Consider the following 16753-nt stretch of genomic DNA (forward strand, 5'->3'; position numbering starts at 1 on the left):
AGGCTTGCGACCCAAGGGCCGCTTAACGTGCGTCGGCCACAAAGTGACCGGGCGCAATTTCGCGATGGGCAAGAATGGCCGGCTCATCACCGACCCGACGGATCGGGCTTGGAATTTCACCATCCATCAGGATACGGTCGCGCAGGATTGTGGGGTCGGCGACCGGTACGGCACTCAGAAGCCGCTGGGTATAGGGATGGGTTGGCGTTTCAAGAACCTGCTGACGCGATCCAAGTTCGGCAACCTGACCAAGGTAAAGCACTGCGACCCGATGGCTCATTTTTTCAACCACCGCCATGTCATGGCTGATGAACAGATAGGCAAGCCCGTGTTCTTCCTGAAGTTCCATGAACAGATTGATGATCTGCGCCTGGATCGACACATCAAGGGCCGAAAGGGCTTCGTCGGCGATGATCAGCTTGGGATTGGATGCCAACGCGCGCGCAATGCAGATACGCTGGCGCTGACCACCGGAAAATTCATGCGGGTAACGATTGGCATGGGCCGATGTCAGGCCAACCCGTTCCAGCAGCTGGTCAACCCGCGCTACGATCTGTTTTTCACCATTAATCAGCCGGTGAGTGCGGATCGGCTCGGCAATCGAAAAACCGATTTTCTTGCGTGGATCAAGGGACGCAAAAGGATCCTGGAATATATACTGGATTTCCTGACGCAGGCGCTGCTGTTCGCCTTTGCCCATGTCACTGAATGCGCGGCCTTCGAAACTGATATTGCCCGCCGTTGCCTTCTGCAATTGCTGGATCGTGCGGCCAATGGTCGATTTGCCCGATCCGGACTCCCCGACAAGCGCCAGCGTTTCACCGCGATAAATATCGAAACTGACATTCTCGACCGCATGCACACGGTGGGAAACCCCGCCAAACAGGCCCTTTTTGATATCAAAGCGCGTTACCAGATCACGCACCAACAATAACGGGGCCTCGTCGTAACGTGCGGTATTCTGGATATGCTCCGTCCCGACCAGACGCGGCGTATCGCCATCCATCATCGTCACCGGGAACCGTTTGGGGAATGCTTCGCCCGTCATGCTGCCCAGTTTCGGAACTGCGGATAGCAATGTCTGGGTATAGGGATGGGCCGGATTGGCAAAAATATCGGCAACCGTGCCTTCTTCGACCTTTTTGCCCTTCCACATGACGACAACATCATCGGCAACCTCGGCAACAACCCCCATGTCATGGGTGATGAAAATCACCGCCATGCCAAGTTCTTGTTGCAGATCACGGATGATGGTCAAAATTTGCGCCTGAATGGTCACATCAAGGGCCGTGGTCGGTTCATCCGCAATCAGGACCTTGGGCCGACAGGCAAGCGCCATGGCAATCATGACGCGCTGGCGCATCCCGCCCGAAAGCTGATGGGGATACCGCCCCAAAAGTTCCTGCGCATCGGGCAGCCGCACCATATCAAGCAGCCGTTTGCTTTCAACAAGCGCATCGGGCTTGGACATGCCTTCATGCAGCATCAGGGATTCCGCAATCTGATCGCCGATGGTGAAAACCGGATTCAGCGACGTCATCGGTTCCTGAAAAATCATCGCGATGTCTTTGCCGCGAATGCGGCGCATCTGTTTTTGCGAAAGTGCTAGCAAATCTTCATCGCGATCTTTTGACCGAAACCGGATACGCCCCGATGCATAGGATGCGCCCATCATATCGGCTAGACGCATGATCGACATCGATGTCACCGATTTGCCCGATCCGGACTCTCCGACAATTGCCAATGTCCTTCCGGGTTTCACGGCAAAACTCAGATTTTCGATGACCCGGCTGTCGCCGAACTCAACGGACAAATCTTCGACGGACAGGATCGGAACAGAAACAGCATCAGTCACGCAAACATCCTCGGCAATGTAAGGCGGATGCGCGGGTGGCGCGCACCGGTCAAACCGGTATCAGTGCTGCAAGAAACGACGGCCGCAAAGAAGGAATTTTCTTCAGGCACGGTGGGGGCCGTGACCTTCTGATCATGCGTAACGGAAAGTTGTAACGCGGTCCCTCTTAACGACGATTGCCAACAACCCTGATACCGAATTCATGGTTTTTTATTTTGTATACAAACCTCATCATTTATTCGACAAATTGTCAACGAATTGAATTTCACTAAATTCAATTCGGTTTAAATGCCCTGCTGCCGCATAATCCACTGCACAGCCCGAACGTATTAAAGGTTTGTTTCAAAACCACAATTTTGCATCGCAACATTTCACCATGTTTCTGGTGTATGCCAACGCACTTCACAATCAAAAGACGAACCCATCACATCGCTTTCGGAACCCACCCCGAAGACTCCTCATGCACCGGCACCAACCATCCTTCCCTTTGCCAAACCATGGCAGGTTTTGGGATACCCCTTTCCGGTCAGAAAATTGGCACCATTAATTTTACCAAAACGGCTCTTTATGGCGCACCAATAATATCCCAGACTGCATGCTCCCTCGCCCCGCAACAAAGGTCATCAGATGCCATCCGAACATAAAAACGAATTTGGCCAGCCGGTCGGGCGCCCGGTTGAAAACTGGCAAGAATGCCCGATGCCACCACGCAGCGACATGGCTGGCCGCCATGTCATCGTCAGTCCGACCGATGTGAAACGCGACGCCAGACAACTATTTGACGCCAACCGCACAGCCATGGATGGATCGCGCTTTACCTATCTTTTCACAGATGCGTTCGAGGATTTTGATGCTTATCAGGCATGGCTCGAAACCATGGCCGCCACCCGCGACCCGATGCTTCATACCATCATCGACAAGGCATCGAACAAGGCCGTCGGCATTGCCGCCTTCATGCGCATCGATACCAAATTTGGCGGCATTGAAATCGGCAATATCAACTATTCCCCGGCGCTTTCGAAAACCATCGGCGGGACAGAGGCGATGTATCTGATGATGAAACGCGCCTTTGACGAACTGGGTTACCGCCGGTACGAATGGAAATGCGACGATCAGAACGCCCCATCACGTGCCGCCGCCCTGCGATATGGCTTCACCTACGAAGGCACCTTCCGCAACCACATGGTCTATAAGGGCCGCAACCGCGATACCGCATGGTTTTCGATTACCGATCTTGAATGGCCGATGGTCAGGGCCGCGTTCGAAGCATGGCTTGCCCCCGGCAACTTTGATGAAACCGGCAAACAACGCAACAGCCTGCAAAGCTTCCGCAGGGCATAATCGCGCCAATAATATTGCCCCATGAATCACGCCTCTGGTCCGGTGCCGGGCTATTCCCCGACACCGGCAAAGCTGCGCATGTCAAAAATGCTGTTGTCCAGAAACGCATCCGGGCCGACAAACGCCCGGTCAGCGGCATCATTCACGCCCTCAACACGCCAGTCATCATGCGGAAGCGCAACATCAAGCCCCTTGACCGCACGGCGATAAAGGTCGGGTCGGTAAATGTCGGATATAAGCGTATTGAAATCGACGGTGGCATCCACCTGCCCCCACCGCTGCATCTGCGTGCCGACCCACGCCCCCTGCGACAGCCACGGGAACGTCGCGGTATAGCGATAAAACACATGGCGATCGGGGGCCTCAATCGGGTTGTCACCGGGTTTAAGCACCGGTCGGCCAAGCAACGATGCCCGCAGAATATCAAACGATGCGCCGACATGGTTTTCACCAGACAGCAATTGCGCCAATTCAGTGCGGTTTTCCGGCTGATCGGCCCATTCGGCTGACCGGACAAGCGCACGCACCAGTGCATCCACCGTATCGGGATTGGACTGCACCCAGTCTTCGCGCACGCCAAGAACCTTTTCCGGGCTGCGCGCCCAGATATCTTCCTTAAGCGCCACAATCACCCCGTCCCCGTGGAATACCGCCCGCTGGTTCCACGGTTCCCCCACGCAATACCCATCGACCCAGCCATTGCGCAGACTGTCAAACATGCGCGGCGGTGCGATGACGCCGATATTGACGTCCTTGTCCGGGTCAATACCGCCCGCCGCCATCCAGTAACGCAGTTCGTAATTATGGCTCGAATACGGGAATACGGTCGCAAAGGACATGATCGGGCGACCATCCGCCCGGTCCTCGTCGATCACCTTTTTAAGCGCCCGCGCCGAAAGCCCGCGCGGCCCATGCATCGCCGCCGGATCTGCTTCAAGCATCCGCTGATAAAGCCGGGTTGAAACCGTAATCGCATTCCCGCCGCGCCCCAGCGCCATAGGAACCGCAATGCGTTGCGAGGGCATCCCGCCAAGCCCTAGCCGAGCTGCCAGCGGAATACCCGCAAGCAGATGCGCCGCATCATAAACCCCATAAGACAGCTTGTCGCGAATGGCCGCCCAGGACATTTCCCGGATCAGGGTCAGGTCGATATTTTCTTCCTCGGCAAAGCCCTTGGCACGCGCCACGACAGGCAGGGCACAATCCACAAGCGGTACAAAGCCAAGTCGAACCTGTTTAAGGGACATGCGTTAGAACTCCAACTGAAAGGCCGTGATCACGCTTTGCGCGATTTCAGAAATTTTGCGGTTCTGTTTCATGGCGTTTTTGCGCAGCAGGTTATAGGCCTCGTCCTCGCTCAGCCCCTTTTCCTGCATCAACAATCCTTTGGCCCGGTCGATCAGCTTGCGATCATTAAGCTTGGCCTTGGCCTCGTCACGTTCGCGGCGCAATTGATCAAACGCGTTAAAACGCGAAATCGCCATTTCGACGATGGGCCGAATACGATCCTGGCGCAAGCCATCAACAACATAGGCACTGACCCCGGCCTCGACCGCCTCTCGGATCGTGTTGCTGTCGCTTTGATCGACAAACATCGCAATCGGGCGTGCAATAACACGCGATACCTGAAACATCTGTTCAAGCGTATCACGGTCCGGGTTTTCAAGATCAATGATGATGATATCGGGGGCCAACGCCTGAATGCGTTCGACCAGATTGTATGACGTGCCGATGCGGCTGACACGGGTATAGCCACTTTCGACAAGGCCGCGCTCGACAATCGCGGCACGGTCCGGGTTTTCGTCGATCACCAGAATGCTGAAGTCTTCAAGCTTCATTTAAACCAACCCAAATCCCTGATGATCAAGGCCTCTCTCCTGTCTGTTCTTTTTCGCCCGGACCTTGATGGCCCGGTGGAAACCGGGATGCGGCACCTGCCGCATCCCGGAAAGATCGTATGTTATTCTGCCGGAACCGCCTGCGCATCGGATGGCAGCGCATCGCGTTCCTGCATGGCTTTTTCGAAACGTTCCTTTTCCTCGGCCACGGTCTTTTCCGAGAAACGAACCGCAAGGGCTGCAAAGGAACAGACAATCACGGCAATACCAAGATACATCAGTCCCTGCTGATAGGTCAGTGCTTCGGATTTGAACAGGAAGCCCGCGGCAACCGCCCCGGCATTCCCGCCCGCACCGACAATACCGGCAACCGAGCCAAGCGCCTTGCGGTTAACAAACGGAACAATCCCGAATGTCGCTCCTTCGGACATCTGCACGAAAAGCGAGAAGACCACCATCATCGACACCGCGATGACCAGCGCATCCATCATCGAAAACGCAACAAGCGCAACACCTTCAATGAACAGCGCCAGAAACAGGAATTTGACCCGCCCCGAAAGCCCGCCCTTGGCGGCAAACTTGTCGGAAAACACCCCGCCCAGCGTGCGGGCAAAGATGTTCATCAAACCAAACAGACCGGCAATCAGACCGGCGGTCTGAAGGCTAAGTTCAAACCGGTCAAAGAAATAGATCGCGGCGATGTTGTTGATCGTAAGTTCGACACCGAAACACGCCCCGTAAACCAGAAACAGCGCCCAGACCCGGTAATCCTTGGCCGCGGCCAGCATGCCCTTGGTCGCACCGGCATGATCATCTTCCGGCGACAGAGCACCGCTTTTGCGCATATCGGCATAATTGCCATCCGGCGCATCGGTGGTGAAGAACCAGTAAAGTGCCGCAACCACCAGCATGATCACACCCGGAAAGACCATCGCCAGACGCCAGCCCATGGTTTCCGAAACACCAAAGCCAAGCACCATGGCAAGGATCAGCGGCATGACCATCTGTGTCACACCACCGCCAAGGTTACCCCAGCCCGCCGTGGTGGCGTTTGCCGTCCCAACGACGTTCGGCGCAAACATGGTCGAGGTATGATACTGCGTGATCACAAACGATGCCCCGATCGAGCCGATGGCAAGACGCGCCAGCAGGAATGTTTCATAGCTGTCGGCAAGCCCGATCAGCATGACCGGCAGGGAACCGATAACCAGCAACGCCGTATAGGTCTTGCGCGGGCCGATTTTATCGCAAAGCGGCCCGATCAGAAGACGGACCAGAACCGTGATGGCGACAGACGCAATGATGGTATTGCCGATTTCACCCTTGGTCAGGCCAAGATCGTCACGCACAAGCGGCATCAGCGGCGCAATACCGAACCAGCCAAAGAAACACAGGAAGAACGCAAGCCAGGTCAGGTGGAAAGTCCGCATCTGAACAGTCTTGAGACTGAAGAGATTAATGCGCGGAGCCTTGTTTTTGATTTCCATAACAATGAAGCCCTTCGTTTGGGTCACTCCGAACCGGTTTCCCGGTTGTCGCGACCGACGGTTATTTCCCCAAGGGCCGCACGCTTCATCAGATGGATTCCGCTGGCGGCCCGTCATTCGTTTCGACTGCGGCTGCGCCATCGTTGCGCGCCAAAATCGAACGTCTGATCGCCCGCCATTGGACGAAGAACTGTGAGTCACCCGTCATTGGGCCTGCTTCCGTCGAAGCGGCTCACACGAAACAAGTTGTGCAAACCGCGCGCCAATTTTTTCGCGTTGCGGAAATTTTCAAATAATCACCTGAAATCCAAAGCATTTTAACCACCGCAACCGCACAAACAGAAAACCCACCCCATCAACGAGCCTTGTATTTGCACATTTTTTAATCTCATCACTTTGCGTGTGGTTATTTTTTGAACAATCACAGGTTTTGTACAATTTTCGAGCATCCTACAGGTCATCGAAATCTGATTTAAAATCAGTACCTTGCAAGTTTTTTGGCGCAATCTGCGGTTCTGGCACGCAACTTGTATAGTAAGGGACAAGAGCGCGGGCAAGGTCGCCTGCTGCCACGGCAGAAATGCCAAACCCCTATATAGAATCCAATGGCGGGTTCACCCGGATAACGACGTCCGTTGCGAGATTGCCTTTTTGACAGGCAGTGCGCACCGGGCGTTTTTTTTTGCCAATTCGCTTCCCGCGATCAGGAGCCAGAGACAAATGAACCACGTCCCTGCAGCACTTACCAAGAAACCCCGCCTTGTCGTCATCGGCAACGGCATGGCCGGCATGCGCACCGTCGAGGAAATCCTCGGTCGCGCCCCTGACAAATACGAAATCACCGTTTTCGGGGCCGAGCCACGCGTGAACTATAACCGCATCATGCTCTCCCCGCTTCTGTCGGGCGAAAAGGAATTCGACGATATCGTCATCAATACCGCCGAATGGTATCAGGAAAACTGCATCCATCTGTTTTCCGGCGATCCGGTGGTTGAAATCGACCGCGCCCGCAAGGTCGTCATCTCCAGAAGCGGCACCGAAACCGCCTATGACCAGATTCTGCTGGCCACCGGTTCCGACCCGATCATGATCCCGGTCCCCGGTCACAAGCTTTCGGGCGTTGTCACCTTCCGCGATGTCGATGATGTCGATACCATGCTGAAAACCGCGGCAAATGGCGGCCCCGCCGTCGTGATCGGTGGTGGCCTTCTGGGCCTTGAGGCCGCCGTCGGCCTGCAGGCGCGCGGCATGTCGGTCACGGTCCTGCATCTGGCCGGTCACGTGATGGAACGCCAGCTTGATCCGTCGGCGGGTTACCTTCTCGCACAGGAACTTGGCCGTCGGGGCATCAATGTCATTACCGAGGCCGACACCGCCGAAATCGTCGGCACCGATTGCGTAACTGGCGTCCGGCTTAAGGACGGGCGCATGATCCCGGCTGATCTGGTGGTCATGGCTGTTGGCATCCGCCCCAACGGGCGCCTTGCCGCAGACGCGGGACTAAACGTCGAACGCGGCATTGTCGTTGACGATGTCATGACCACCAGTGATCCGGATATCTTTGCCGTTGGCGAATGCGTGCAGCATCGCGGCCAGTGCTATGGCCTTGTTGCACCGCTGTTTGAAATGGCAAAATCCTGCGCCGATCATCTGGCCGAAATACAAACCGATGGCTATGCCGGTTCGGTCACCTCGACCAAGCTGAAAGTCACTGGGGTTGATGTTTTTTCCGCCGGTGATTTTTCCGGCGGCGGTGAAACCGAAGAAATCGTCTTCCGCGATGCCGGACGCGGCGTTTACAAACGCATCGTTCTTGAAGACGGCAGGATCAAGGGTGCCGTCCTTTATGGCGATACATCCGATGGCGGCTGGTATTTTCAGCTGATGAAGGATGCTCAGGACGTGACCGAACTTCGCGATACCCTCGCCTTTGGTCAGGCCTTCGCCGGGGGATCCGCCGGAAACCCTCTTGATGCCGTTGCCGCCCTGCCAGACGACGCAGAGATTTGTGGCTGCAACGGCATTTGCAAGGGAACCATCGTTTCGGCCATCACCGAAAAGGGCCTGACAACGCTTGACGAAGTCAAAGGCCATACCAAGGCATCCGCATCCTGTGGTTCATGCAGCGGCCTTGTCGAAAACCTTCTGGCGGCAACCCTTGGCGGTGATTATCAGGCGGCTGCGGTCAAACCGATCTGCACCTGTACCGATCATGACCATGACAATATCCGTCGCCTGATCAAGGCGAAGGAACTGAAATCCATGCCTGCCGTCATGCAGGAACTGGAATGGAAATCATCGGACGGCTGTCATGTCTGCCGTCCGGCGCTGAACTATTACCTGCTGGCCGCATGGCCGGGTGAATATGTCGATCATGGTGCGTCGCGCTTCATTAACGAACGCGTCCACGCCAACATTCAGAAAGACGGCACCTATTCGGTGGTACCGCGCATGTGGGGTGGCCTGACCAACCCGCGCGAATTGCGCGCCATTGCCGATGTCGCCGACAAATTCGATATCCCGACCGTCAAGGTCACCGGCGGGCAGCGCATTGACCTTCTGGGTGTGAAAAAGGAAGACCTGCCTGCCGTCTGGGCCGATCTGAATGCGGCCGGGATGGTTTCGGGTCATGCCTATGGCAAGTCCCTTCGCACGGTCAAAAGCTGTGTCGGGCAGGAATGGTGCCGCTTTGGCACCCAGATGTCGATGAGCATGGCCGTCGACCTTGAAAAAATGACCTGGGGCTCGTGGATGCCCCACAAATTCAAGATGGCGGTATCAGGTTGCCCGCGCAACTGTGCCGAAGCCACGATCAAGGATTTCGGCGTTGTCGCAACCGATGGCGGCTGGGACCTTCATGTCGGCGGCAATGGCGGCATTCATGTCCGTGCGACCGAACTTCTGTGCAAGGTCACAACCGATCAGGAAGTAAAAGAATATTGCGGTGCCTTCATCCAGCTTTACCGCGAAGAAGCCCGCTATCTGGAACGCACCGCACCGTGGATCGAACGTGTTGGCCTGAAACACGTTCAGGAACGTGTGGTCGATGATGCCAAAAATCGCGCCGCCCTGTTTGAACGTTTCATGGAAAGCCAGAAAACGGCGCAGGTCGATCCGTGGGCCGAACGCGCCAGCCAGGGCGTGGATGCGCACGAATTCAAATCCCTTTCCCTGATCGCAGCGGAGTAACGGCAATGACGGATATCGTAAACTGGGTAAATGTCGGACCGGTCGCCAATATCCCGCTTCAGGGGGCCCGCACCTTTCAGACCGAAACTGATCGCATCGCGATTTTCAGAACCCTTGATGATCAAGTCTACGCCCTTCTGGATCGCTGCCCGCATAAGGACGGGCCGCTGGCACAGGGGATCGTGCATGGCCATTTTGTCACCTGTCCGCTGCATAACATGGTCTTTTCGCTTGAAACCGGCGAGGCACAGGGCCCCGATGACGGCTGTGCGGCCAAGGTGGAACTGCGCGTCATTGACGGCACGGTTCATATCGGCCTGACGGCGGAACAAATCGGTCTGCGCCATGCGGGGTGAGGTTAAAACCACCTGTCCTTATTGCGGCGTTGGCTGCGGCCTGATCGTCTCCCCCACCAGGGACGGCTGGGCGGTCGGGGGCGACCCCGATCACCCGGCCAACCGGGGACGGTTATGCTCAAAGGGTGCCGCCCTGATCGATACGATCACCGCCGAGATGAAGCGCGATTTCCGCCTGCTGAAACCCGAAATCGACAGCAAAACCGTCGATTGGCCAACCGCAACACAAGAAACCGCGGATCGACTGCGCGCGACCATCCAGAAACATGGTCCGAAATCGGTGGCATTCTATGTTTCCGGTCAGTTATTGACCGAGGACTATTATATCGCCAACAAACTGATCAAGGGCTTCATCGGGTCACCGCATATCGATACCAATTCCCGGCTATGCATGGCATCAACCGTGGTCGGGCACAAACGCGCCTTTGGCGCGGATGTCGTGCCGGGATGCTACGAAGACCTTGAAATTGCCGATCTGGTCGTCCTGACCGGATCGAACCTGGCATGGTGCCATCCGGTCCTGAACCAGCGTTTGCGCGCAGCCAGGGAAAAACACGGCACCAAGATCGTCGTGATCGATCCGCGCAAAACTGCAAGCTGCGACATCGCCGATCTGCATCTGCCGATCAAACCGGGCAGCGACGTTGCCCTGTTTAACGGGTTGCTGGCATGGCTTGACCAGAACGGTCATTGCGACCTTCAATATGTCGCCCGCCATGTCAGCGGCTATGAAACCGCCATCGCCGAGGCACGCGCGGACTGCCCCGATATCGAGAGTACAGCAAAAAAATGCGGCCTCGATTATCCCTCCGAGATCAGCGAGTACGCCGATCATGACGGCTCGGGTCTGGGGAAACTGGAAACGTTCTTTAACTGGTTTGCCGCCTTTGACCGCACGGTCACCGTGTTTTCACAGGGTGTCAACCAGTCCAGCAGCGGCTCTGACAAGGTCAATGCGATCATCAATACCCATCTGGCGACCGGACGGGTCGGCAAACCGGGATCAAGCCCGTTTTCCGTCACCGGCCAGCCAAACGCCATGGGCGGGCGCGAGGTCGGTGGCCTTGCCAATCAGCTTGCCGCCCACATGGACCCGAACGATGTTAACGACGTTGACCGGGTCCGCCGCTTCTGGAAATCCGATATTCTGGAACCGGGCGAAGGATACAAGGCGGTTGACATGTTCCGCGCCATCGAACGCGGTGAAATCAAGGCCGTCTGGATCATGGCAACAAACCCCGCCGTCAGCCTGCCCGATGCGGATCGCGTCCGTCTTGCCCTGTCGCGTTGCCCGCTTGTCATCGCGTCCGACACGGTTAACGATACCGATACGTTGCGCTATGCGCATATCAAGCTACCCGCCGCCGGTTGGGGCGAAAAATCCGGCACGGTCACCAACTCCGAACGCCGCATTTCCCGCCAACGCCCCTTCCGCGAATTGCAGGGTGACGCCAAACCCGACTGGTGGATCATGACGCAGGTCGCACGCGCCATGGGCTATGGCAAGGCGTTCAAATACCGCGATCCTGCCGATATTTTCGCCGAACATGCCGCCCTGTCGGAATTTGAAAATAACGGGATGCGCGCCTTCGACATCGGCAAATGGCACAAGGCAAAGAAATCAACCTATGACGCCATGGAACCCTTCCAATGGCCCTCATCGCGCAAACATCAGCCAGCAGGCGGCGCCGAACGCCTGTATGGCAATGGCATTTTCACCACCTCAAACGGGCGGGCCCGTATGCTGGCAGTCGCGTATAAACTCCCCATGTCGCAAACCGGCAAGGAATTCCCGCTGATCGCCAATAGCGGGCGGTATCGCGACCAATGGCACACCATGACCCGTACGGGCACCGCCGCGCGCCTTTCGGCCCATCGGCCCGAACCGCTGCTCGAAGTCAACATCCTTGATGCCAAGCGTTACAAGCTGACCGATGGCGGCCTTGCCCGGATCAGAAGCAAACGCGGCACCGCCCTGATGCGGGTATCCGTATCAGACGCCCAGATGCCCGGCGAAGTCTTCATGCCGATGCACTGGAACGATGTTTATTCATCTGCGGGCGGTATCGGACGTTTGCCAACCGCGCATGTTGATCCCTTTTCCGGGCAACCCGAAACCAAACATATCCCGGTTTCCATCGAACCGTTTGAACCGCTGTGGCAGGGATTGCTGTTTTCCAACACGCCGGTTGATCTTTCAGACCTGCCCTATTGGGTGGCGGCAACCGGCCCCGGCTGCATGATTTATGAAATCGCCGGTGACAGGCCCTGCCTGTTCAAATCCATGCTGCCGATGGCCGCCAACAATACCGGCGATGAAAACGCCATCGAACACATCATCGAATATAACGACGGGAAAAAAGGCGTTCATCGCTATGCCCGCCTGAATGGCGACCGCATCACGGGTGCGCTTTTTGTCGGCCCGGATCGCCCCGCCCTTGGCCGGGACTGGATATCGGGACTGCTTGGCAATGATGTCATCAGCGGGCCGGAACGCAATGCGCTTCTGGCGGGCCGCATGCCCGATGCCGGGGCGATCAATGATCGTTTGATCTGTTCGTGCTTCTCGGTCGGGCTCGCGTCCATCACGCGCGCCATCCATGACCAGAACGCGGTCAGCACCGCCGATATCGGCCGCCTGTTGCAAGCCGGAACCGGATGCGGGTCCTGCCTGCCCGAACTCAAGGAGATTCTTGATGACGCATTACCGCGCGCCGCAGAATAAGCAGCAGTATAAAACGGCCAAACCCGAAAACCTGTATGGCCTTGAAACGGAAAACCGGGAAACCTTCCCCTTCTTTCCGGCCTTCGTTCATGTCACCGGCAAAAAGGTCATCGTGCTGGGCGGGGGCGAGGTCGCGGCGGGCAAACTCCGCCTGTTGCTTCGCAGTCAGGCCGACATTACCGTCATCGCCCCGGAACTGTGCACCGACATCGCAACGATGGCCGATACCGGCGCTATCCACTGGGAAGCAGCCCCGTTTGTCGATACCATGCTAAACGGTGCGGTGATGATCTTTGACGCCGCCGATGACATGCAACTGACCCGCCGGGTCAAACTCGCGGCCAAACGGCGCAACATCCTTTTGAATGTCGTCGACAAGACCGAACATTGCGATTTCATCGTGCCCGCCATCCTTGACCGGGCACCGGTGATGGTCACGATCTCGACGGGTGGCTGCGCCCCGGCACTGGCCCGCATCATCCGCCAACGGCTTGAAACCACCCTGCCCGCATCAATGTCACAATTGGCAAAACTTGCACGCAGCGCCCGCCGTCGCGTTGCCGCCCACCTGCCCGACAATGTCGCACGACAACGGTTCTGGACGCATTTCTTCCAGAACGGATTGCAGGACACCCACCTGAGCCAAAGCACCCCGCAGGACCTTGACGCCGCCCTGACCCGCTTCGTCCCTGAAGGCAGTTCCGCCACCGTCCCGGGTGGCCAGATCCTGCATGCCGATGTTGCGGCCGACAATGCCTTCGACCTCGCCCATGGCATTGCGCGCGCGATTGAAACATCCGACATCATCTTCCACATGCCTGGCATCGCACCTGACATCCTGGGCCTCGCCCGCCGCGACGCCACCGTGATCGAACTCGAAAGCACCGGCGATGACGGAAACATCGATAACGACGCCCGCGAACGCCTGAAACACCAGGCCGCCTTTTTCGCCCGGCAAGGCAGCAATATCACCTGCCTTTATAACTAGGCCGCATGCAACCGTTCCAGATAGCCCGGCATCGCATCACGCACCGATGCCATCAGGATATCGGCCAGCCGCCGCACGATATCGCTTGGCTCGCTCTCAGAACCCAAAAGGTTAAGGTCAAGCGACGGCAGGGGCGGAAGCCCGCCATCAATAACACGAAGATTGGCGGGCATTCCGATCGGTGTCCGCACCATGACGCCAAGCCCGGCTGCGGTTGCCGCCCACAATCCACCAAGGCTGGGACTGACGAACGCCATCCGCCACGCCACCCCGGCCCGATCAAGCGCTGTTGTCGCGCAATCGCGCAACAGACAGGGTGGCTCGAACGCGACAAGTGGCAAGGGATCATCGCCCAAATTCATCTGCCGCCCCCCTACATCATCCGGGGCGAAAAGCCCGGCCCCGTCTGGCGACGCAGCCGTGATCCAGCACATCGGGACTTCGGCAATGCGTGTAATATAGGGCGCAGATGCCCTATCCATCCCCGGCTGCCCCCATGTCAGCGCCAGATCAATCCGGCCCTTTTCGATCCGCTCGATCAGGTCGGCATTGCGGGCAACCCGTGCCTCGATCCGCACTTTGGGATGGGCGCGGGCAAATTGCCCCAGAATGGCGGGCAAAAGCGTTTCGCCAAAATCTTCCTGCAAACCCAGCCTGACCCAGCCCTCAAGGTCCGCACCATGCAGGGCGGTTGCCGCCTCGTCATTCAGATCAAGCAACCGGCGGGCATAAGACAGCATGGTTTGCCCGGCATCCGTCAGCGCCAGATTACGCCCGGATTTGCGAAAGATCGCCGTTCCAGCCTGTTCTTCAAGCTTTTTCATCTGCGCGCTAACCGCCGATGTCGAACGGCCCAGACGATCCGCTGCACGCGCATAACTGCCAAGGTCCATGCCCGTGACGAAACTGCGTAGCACATCAAGATCAAAATTTACGCGGCGCATCTCTCAATCCTGTTTTTCGGGACTATTACTTCAAAATAATCTGATTTTCAGGATTAAATTGCGCTGCGATAAGCAACACGTCAAGTCCTACCGTGCACCGTTTCCGATGCACGGCATCCGTCCACTGGTTTGATCCGGTTACCGCCAAGGAGCACGCATCATGATCGCCATGCAATACAGTTTCACCCTGCCTGCCGATTACGACATGACGATCATTGATCGCCGCATCACTGAAAAAGGCCCCATGCTGGATGGTTTCGCGCATCTGAAATTCAAAGCATACCTTTCAGCGCGAAAATCAGATCGCACAACTGGCAATCAGGAAAACCTGTATGCACCATTTTATGTCTGGGACAATCCGAAAGGCATCAGCAACTTTCTGTGCGGTCCCGTTTTCACTGGCCTCACCCAATCCTTTGGTCGCCCGTCGGCCAAGACCTGGATCGTCTGGAATTGCGATCTGGCGGCGGGTTTCAGAAATGCCCGATTTGCCAGCCGCATGACATCAGCAATCGCGCACGGTACCAATCTTGAATCGCTTCGCACAGTCATTGGTAAATCGACGCCCGCTACGGAAAACAATCTGGCCGGTATTGTCACGGGTTTTGATCCGACATGCTGGACACAGGTTGATTTTCGCCTGTGGTTTGATCTGCCTGCCCCGGAAACAGTCGGCAACGCGACGATCTATTCCATCGGCCATATGTCGCTCGGCCAAGATCAAATCTGACGCGTTAAAAACCGGGCCAGTCCGTCCATCGCCCTGTGAATGCGGTCTTCCGATACCGCATAACAGGCGCGGATATGGCCTGCCCCCTCTGGCCCGAATGCCTCGCCGGGCGCAAGGCCGATACCCTCGGATAGCAAAAGCTCCTTGGCAAGGGAAAGCGTATCCTCAACCCCATCAACCCGGAAAAACGCATAGAACGCGCCGTCTGCTTCGGGCAGGTGGATGCGGTTCATGTCGCGCAAGCGTTGGATGATTGCTGCGCGTGCACGGCTATATCTGGCGCGCGAGCCCGCAACAAACTCCTCGCCCTGCTCAAGCGCCACAATCCCCGCCTGCTGAATGAACCCCGCCGGACAGGACACATTGAATTCCATCAGCTTTTCAAGTTCACTGCCAACCCCCTTGGGTGCAGTGATCCAGCCCAGACGCCAGCCTGTCATCGCCCAGCTTTTGGAAAAACTGTTGATCACCATGATCCGCGTATCGTCGCTGACATAAGGCACAAATGACGGTGCCACATCCGATCCGTCATAGATCAGGCGCGCATAAACCTCATCCGCGATCAGCCAGATACCCCGTTCGGTGGCAAATTCGACCAGCTTTTTCTGATCCTCCGCGGGCATCACCCAGCCGGTCGGATTATTCGGCGAATTGATCAGAATGGCGCGCGTATCGGGCGCACAGGCGGCAATGAATTCATCGATATCAAGCTGCCAGCCATCAATCCCGGCGTGCAACGGAACCGTTGTCACCTGCGCGCCCAGAACCTTTGGCATCGCAATGATGTTGGGCCAGATCGGCGCCGTGGTCACCATCCTGTCGCCCGCCTTCAGGATCGACTGCATCGCAATCATCAGGGCATTTAACCCCGATACCGTCACGGTCATGTTTTCACGGTCCAGCGACGTGCCATAAAGACGATTGCCATAAACCGCCAGCGCATCGCGAAGCGGCGTGATACCCCGATTGGGTTGATAGAACGTGTCACCGGCTTCAAGGGCCGCAATCGCCGCCTTGCGGATGAATTCCGGGGTCGGCTGATCGGGTTCGCCAAACCACAGCGGCACGATATTTCCCCGCCCCATTCCCAGATGGGCAACCTCGCGGATCAGCGACGCCCCGATATCGCGGACATCCTTGCGGATACCGTCTACCGCAAAGGAAGAAGTCGGGATAACGTTCGAAACGGACATATGGAGCGCCCCGATAAAATTGAATTGCCATACAGACAACAGCCAATCCCGTTTTCAACGCCCCGTCAATCGGACAATTTCAAACCGGTATCATCACGCGTGCATGA

The 16753-nt window shown here is 57.0% G+C and carries 12 protein-coding genes; 6 read left to right on the plus strand and 6 right to left on the minus strand.

Annotated elements, in window-relative coordinates:
- Positions 1 to 22 precede the first annotated feature (22 nt).
- Positions 23 to 1855: a dipeptide ABC transporter ATP-binding protein gene (locus P8T57_RS02850; protein WP_341364508.1), complete on the minus strand. Its 1833-nt coding sequence runs from the start codon at positions 1853 to 1855 to the stop codon at positions 23 to 25.
- Positions 1856 to 2482: 627 nt separating this feature from the next.
- Here P8T57_RS02850 and P8T57_RS02855 point away from each other — a divergent pair.
- Positions 2483 to 3196, plus strand: a complete 714-nt coding sequence (locus P8T57_RS02855) for a GNAT family protein (protein WP_341364509.1) — start codon at positions 2483 to 2485, stop codon at positions 3194 to 3196.
- Positions 3197 to 3246: 50 nt separating this feature from the next.
- Here the strand turns inward: P8T57_RS02855 and P8T57_RS02860 are convergent, their stop codons facing one another.
- From P8T57_RS02860 to P8T57_RS02870, 3 genes are all read right to left on the minus strand, one after another.
- The gene (locus tag P8T57_RS02860; RefSeq protein ID WP_341364510.1) at positions 3247 to 4443 is read right to left on the minus strand and encodes a CmpA/NrtA family ABC transporter substrate-binding protein; all 1197 of its coding nucleotides are present in this window, start codon (positions 4441 to 4443) and stop codon (positions 3247 to 3249) included.
- 3 nt (positions 4444 to 4446) lie between these two features.
- Complete coding sequence (locus P8T57_RS02865; RefSeq protein ID WP_007091383.1) at positions 4447 to 5034, minus strand: ANTAR domain-containing protein; 588 nt, start codon at positions 5032 to 5034, stop codon at positions 4447 to 4449.
- 122 nt (positions 5035 to 5156) lie between these two features.
- Positions 5157 to 6548, minus strand: coding sequence for an MFS transporter (locus P8T57_RS02870; protein ID WP_341364511.1), 1392 nt, complete (start codon positions 6546 to 6548; stop codon positions 5157 to 5159).
- Between the two features lie 693 nt (positions 6549 to 7241).
- On the opposite strand from P8T57_RS02870, the gene nirB reads away from it, so the two are divergent.
- Genes nirB through P8T57_RS02890 form a run of 4 tightly spaced genes read left to right on the plus strand, consistent with a single transcriptional unit; the run spans position 7242 to position 13779 of the window.
- A complete protein-coding gene (gene nirB, locus P8T57_RS02875; RefSeq protein WP_341364512.1) occupies positions 7242 to 9710 on the plus strand; it encodes a nitrite reductase large subunit NirB in 2469 nt (822 codons plus the stop codon).
- A 5-nt stretch (positions 9711 to 9715) separates the two neighbouring features.
- Positions 9716 to 10066 carry a nitrite reductase small subunit NirD gene (gene nirD, locus P8T57_RS02880; protein ID WP_071240479.1) on the plus strand — a complete coding sequence of 117 codons (351 nt, stop codon included), beginning with the start codon at positions 9716 to 9718 and terminating at the stop codon, positions 10064 to 10066.
- Positions 10056 to 12791 carry a molybdopterin-dependent oxidoreductase gene (locus tag P8T57_RS02885; RefSeq protein ID WP_341364513.1) on the plus strand — a complete coding sequence of 912 codons (2736 nt, stop codon included), beginning with the start codon at positions 10056 to 10058 and terminating at the stop codon, positions 12789 to 12791. The genes nirD and P8T57_RS02885 overlap by 11 nt, the downstream gene beginning before the upstream one ends.
- Positions 12763 to 13779: an NAD(P)-dependent oxidoreductase gene (locus P8T57_RS02890; protein ID WP_341364514.1), complete on the plus strand. Its 1017-nt coding sequence runs from the start codon at positions 12763 to 12765 to the stop codon at positions 13777 to 13779. Before P8T57_RS02885 ends, P8T57_RS02890 begins: the two co-directional genes overlap by 29 nt.
- Here the strand turns inward: P8T57_RS02890 and P8T57_RS02895 are convergent.
- Entirely contained in the window at positions 13776 to 14723 is a 948-nt protein-coding gene (locus P8T57_RS02895) for a LysR substrate-binding domain-containing protein (protein WP_341364515.1), read from the minus strand. The two genes, P8T57_RS02890 and P8T57_RS02895, sit on opposite strands and share 4 nt — an antisense overlap.
- Positions 14724 to 14883: 160 nt before the next feature.
- Here P8T57_RS02895 and P8T57_RS02900 point away from each other — a divergent pair, with 160 nt between their 5' ends.
- Entirely contained in the window at positions 14884 to 15453 is a 570-nt protein-coding gene (locus tag P8T57_RS02900; protein WP_341364516.1) for a DUF4865 family protein, read from the plus strand.
- Here P8T57_RS02900 and P8T57_RS02905 read toward each other — a convergent pair.
- Complete coding sequence (locus P8T57_RS02905) at positions 15444 to 16646, minus strand: pyridoxal phosphate-dependent aminotransferase (RefSeq protein WP_341364517.1); 1203 nt, start codon at positions 16644 to 16646, stop codon at positions 15444 to 15446. The genes P8T57_RS02900 and P8T57_RS02905 overlap by 10 nt on opposite strands.
- Between the last annotated feature and the right edge of the window lie 107 nt (positions 16647 to 16753).

Origin of the sequence: Thalassospira sp. SN3W (assembly GCF_038070535.1) — a bacterium.
In the GTDB taxonomy this organism is placed as follows: Bacteria; Pseudomonadota; Alphaproteobacteria; order Rhodospirillales; family Thalassospiraceae; genus Thalassospira; species Thalassospira xiamenensis.